Origin of the sequence: Mesorhizobium sp. M7A.F.Ca.CA.004.04.2.1, from assembly GCF_004022825.1 — a bacterium.
GTDB lineage: Bacteria > Pseudomonadota > Alphaproteobacteria > Rhizobiales > Rhizobiaceae > Mesorhizobium.
In genome coordinates, this window is sequence record NZ_RZPH01000585.1 from 1 (window position 1) to 3,842 (window position 3,842).

Below are 3,842 nucleotides of genomic sequence, written 5' to 3' on the forward strand. Positions count from 1 at the left end.
GCCGTATGGCGACGACGATCGAAGAGGTGCGAGTGATGTTATCACGCATCAAACAACGGGGAACGGTCGTGCTCACCCTCGGCGAGTTCGGCGCCGTCGTTTTTCCGGCGAATGGCGGTCCGCAGATCGAGGTGCCGGCGCTGCCGGTCAATCGCGTCGACGCGACAGGCGCCGGCGACAGCTTTGCCGGCATCTTCCTTGCCCTTTGGCTGCATGGCGCGTCGCTCGACGACGCCGCGCGCTATGCGGCAATCGGGGCGAGCCTGACGACAACGGTTGAAGGCGCGCAGGGTTACATCGCAGACTTTGCCACGCTGAAGGCTGCGGCCCTGGCGAACAATGCCGTGATGGCCAGTTGAAACAATGGCTTATCGACGTTTCGACCTGGCGCGGAACACCGCATCAACCGACGAAATCAGGAGAGTATGATCATGGCGAAAACAAAAGTCCTTCTTGTCGGCGAAAGCTGGGTGAGTTCGGCGACCCACTACAAGGGGTTCGACCAGTTCGGCAGCGTCACCTTTCACCTGGGCGCAACACCCCTGGTGGACGCTTTGAAGGGCAGCGAATTCGATCTCGACTACATGCCCGCTCACGAGGCCGTCGAGAAGCTGCCTTTCACCATGGAAGGGCTGTCGCAATACAGGGCGATCATCCTGTCCGACATTGGCGCGAATTCACTCCTGCTCCACCCCGATGTCTGGCTGCACGGCAAAACGGTTCCCAACCGGCTCAAGCTCCTGCGCGACTGGACGCTGGCCGGCGGCGGCCTGATCATGATCGGCGGCTATTTCAGCTTCCAGGGCATTGACGGCAAGGCCCGCTGGCATCGCACGGCGGTCGAGGAGGCGCTGCCGGTGACCTGCCTTCCCAATGATGACCGGCTCGAAATACCGGAAGGCTTTCGTCCTGAGATCACTGGTTCCAGGGATCATCCGATTTTTGCCGGCATCGAGGGCGAATGGCCGCTGCTGCTCGGTGCCAACGAGGTCATCGCCCGTGATCGCGACGATGTCGAGGTCCTGGCGCGGCTGCCGCAGGACCAGGGCGGCCATCCCCTGCTGGTTACCGGGCGCCATGGCGAAGGGCGTACGCTGGTCTGGACGTCGGACATCGGTCCTCACTGGCTGCCGAACAGTTTTGTCGAATGGCCTGGCTACGCGCGGCTTTGGACCAACGTGCTGCGCTGGGTCAGCAACGCCGCCTAGCCGATCCGCAATCGTCGGGGAACCCGTCATGACAGAGCCCTTTCTTGTCGCCAGAAACATCGCCAAGCGCTTCGGCGCTCTGACCGCGCTGGCAAATGTCGATCTGGAGATCCGCTCCGGCGAGGTGCTGGCGCTTCTCGGCGACAATGGCGCCGGCAAATCGACCTTCATCAAGATCCTGGCAGGCGCTCATCCGCCCAGTGGTGGGGAGCTTGTGATCGAGGGCAATCCGGTCGCCTTTCACTCGCCCAAGGATGCCGCGGCATCGGGGATCGCGACGATCTTTCAGGAACTGGCGCTTTCGGAGAACCTGTCGATCGCAGAAAACGTCTTTCTCGGCCGTGAATTGAAACGCTCCATTTTTGGCATTCCGTTCCTGAAGCGCAAAGAAATGCGCCAGCGCGTCGACGGCCTGCTGAAGGAGCTCGACGCCCATATTTCCGATCCAGAAGCGCCTGTTGGCAGTCTGTCGGGCGGCCAACGCCAGGCCGTCGCAATCTGCCGGGCGCTCAATCTGAATGCCAGGCTGGTCATCATGGATGAGCCGACCGCGGCCCTTGCCGTTGCCGAAACGCGCAAGGTCCTGGCGCTGACACGGCGGCTTGCCGCGCGCGGCTGTGCCGTTGTGCTCATCAGCCACAACATTTCCGAAGTCTTCGAGGTTGCCGACCGCATCGTGGTGTTCCGGCGCGGCCGCAAGGTGGCCGAACGGCTGGCGGCCGATACCGATCACGAGGAAGTCGTTTCGCTCATAACAGGCGCTCATCCCGACGTGCGGGCGCTTGAAAAAACAAACTGAAACGCACGTCATTTCCAGAGAGGTTCAAACACATGCTTTCACAGTTCAAGAAAGTGCTCGCCGCTTCCGCACTGTCACTCGCCATTGCAACCGCGGCGCATGCCGCGGACAAACACAAGGTCGCCTTCGTTCCGCAATTGATCGGCATCCCTTACTTCAACGCCATGGAAGCCGGCGGCAATCGCGCCGCCAAGGACCTGGGCCTCGATTTCATCTATTCCGGTCCCGTCGACACCAATCCGGTCGACCAGTTGCAGATCGTCCAGAACCTGATCGATCAGGGCGTCGAGGCGATCTCGGTCAGCGTCCTCGATGCCTCCAGCATCGCACCCGTGGTCGAGAGCGCCAAGGCGAAAGGCATCAAGCTGTTCACCAGCGACAGCGACGCGCCCGACAGCGGCCGCGCCGTCTATGTGGCGCAGGCGACCGACGAAGGCCTCGGCACAACCATTGTCGACGAACTCGTCAAGCGCGTCGGCGAGGACGCAACCATCGGCATCGTCTCCGGCGAGGCAACGGCGTCCAATCTCAACGCCTGGATCGGCTTCATGCAGAAGCAAGCCACCGCCAAATATCCGAAGCTGAAGCTGCTCGCGCCGCAATTCGCCGGCGGCACCGCCGAACGCGCCGCGCAAATATCAGGCGATCTGATGGCGGCCAACCCGGACATCAAGGCGATCATCGCCGTCGCCTCCTCGACATGCCCGGGCGTAGCCCAGGCCATCGAAACCGCAGGCAAGATCGGCTCGGTCATCGGTGCCGGCTACTGCAGCCCGAACACGGCACGGTCTTACCTGAAGAGCGGAGCCTTCGGCTTCACCGTTCTCTGGGATCCCGAGCAACTCGGCTATCTCACGGTCTGGGCCGGCAAACAGCTGATCGACGGTAAGAGCTTCGAAGCGGAAAACAAGGTCGTCGGCCTGGAAAAGCCCGTCACCTATGATGCCGCCAAGGGCATTTTGCTTCTCGGGCCGCCGGCCGTCTTCACCAAGGACAATGTCGACAAGTTCAACTTCTGAGCTCTGAGATGAACGTGGTGCGGCAGTTTGGAAACGGTGTCTTCTCCATGAACGGGCGGGAGTGGTCTCTGTTTGTCGCCTGTTTGCTGGCGATCGTCATCTTTTCTGTCGCATCGCCGCACTACGCGACATCAGGCAATGCAGCCACGGTCTTGCGCAACAGTGTCGAACTGCTGCTGATCGGCCTTGGCATGACCCTGCTGCTCGCCATGGGCGGCATCGATGTCTCGATCGGCATCGTCATGGGTCTGGCGGCCATCGCCATCGGGCGTGTGCTCGGCGCCGGCGGCAATCCGCTGCTGGCGCTCATTGCAGGCCCTTTGGTCGGTGCGCTGCTGGGATGCGTGACCGCCGCCGTCGTTGTCCTCGGCCGCGTTCCGGCAATTGTCGGTACACTCGGCCTGCTTGGTGTCTACCGCACCGCCGTCTTCGTACTTCTCGGAGGGCAATGGCTTTCGGGCCTGCCCTCGAGCCTTACAGATCTTCTTGCAACCAGCGTGCTCGGCGTCCCCGTCCCTGCCCTGGTGATTGCCGTTGCCTATCTGGCCGTCTGGCTGGCGCTGCGGCGAACCCCTTATGGGCTGCATCTGCTGGCGATCGGCAATTCGGAGGAAAAAGCGCGGCTTTCTGGCATCCCGGTGATCAAGATCCGCTTCATGACCTTCGTCATCAGCGGTGTGCTGACTGGCATTGCCGCCACGTTCTATGTCGCCACCTATCGCAATGTGGAGATGACGATCGGCAGCACGCTGGCGCTCGACGCCATTGCCGCGGTCATGCTTGGCGGGACCAGCATATTGGGCGGCAGATGCAGCC

5 protein-coding genes are annotated in these 3,842 nt (G+C 62.1%); all 5 read left to right on the forward strand.

What is annotated here, in order from left to right; translation table 11 throughout:
* Nucleotides 1–359 (forward strand): PfkB family carbohydrate kinase (locus tag EN893_RS23125; protein WP_245490884.1); only part of this gene is annotated, 359 nt, incomplete at its 5' end.
* 72 nt (nt 360–431) lie between these two features.
* Complete coding sequence (locus tag EN893_RS23130) at nt 432–1,208, forward strand: glutamine amidotransferase (protein WP_127271194.1); 777 nt, start codon at nt 432–434, stop codon at nt 1,206–1,208.
* A 28-nt stretch (nt 1,209–1,236) separates the two neighbouring features.
* Nucleotides 1,237–2,007, forward strand: coding sequence for an ATP-binding cassette domain-containing protein (locus EN893_RS23135; RefSeq protein ID WP_127271196.1), 771 nt, complete (start codon nt 1,237–1,239; stop codon nt 2,005–2,007).
* A 32-nt stretch (nt 2,008–2,039) separates the two neighbouring features.
* Nucleotides 2,040–3,026, forward strand: a complete 987-nt coding sequence (locus EN893_RS23140) for an autoinducer 2 ABC transporter substrate-binding protein (RefSeq protein WP_127272226.1) — start codon at nt 2,040–2,042, stop codon at nt 3,024–3,026.
* Between the two features lie 47 nt (nt 3,027–3,073).
* Nucleotides 3,074–3,842 (forward strand): ABC transporter permease (locus EN893_RS23145; protein WP_245490885.1); only part of this gene is annotated, 769 nt, incomplete at its 3' end.

Bases quoted from the DNA above. Each gene is read 5' to 3' on its own strand.
- EN893_RS23135 (WP_127271196.1), top strand. From the start codon at position 1,237: ATGACAGAGCCCTTTCTTGTCGCCAGAAACATCGCCAAGCGCTTCGGC.
- EN893_RS23140 (WP_127272226.1), top strand. From the start codon at position 2,040: ATGCTTTCACAGTTCAAGAAAGTGCTCGCCGCTTCCGCACTGTCACTC.
- EN893_RS23130 (WP_127271194.1), top strand. From the start codon at position 432: ATGGCGAAAACAAAAGTCCTTCTTGTCGGCGAAAGCTGGGTGAGTTCG.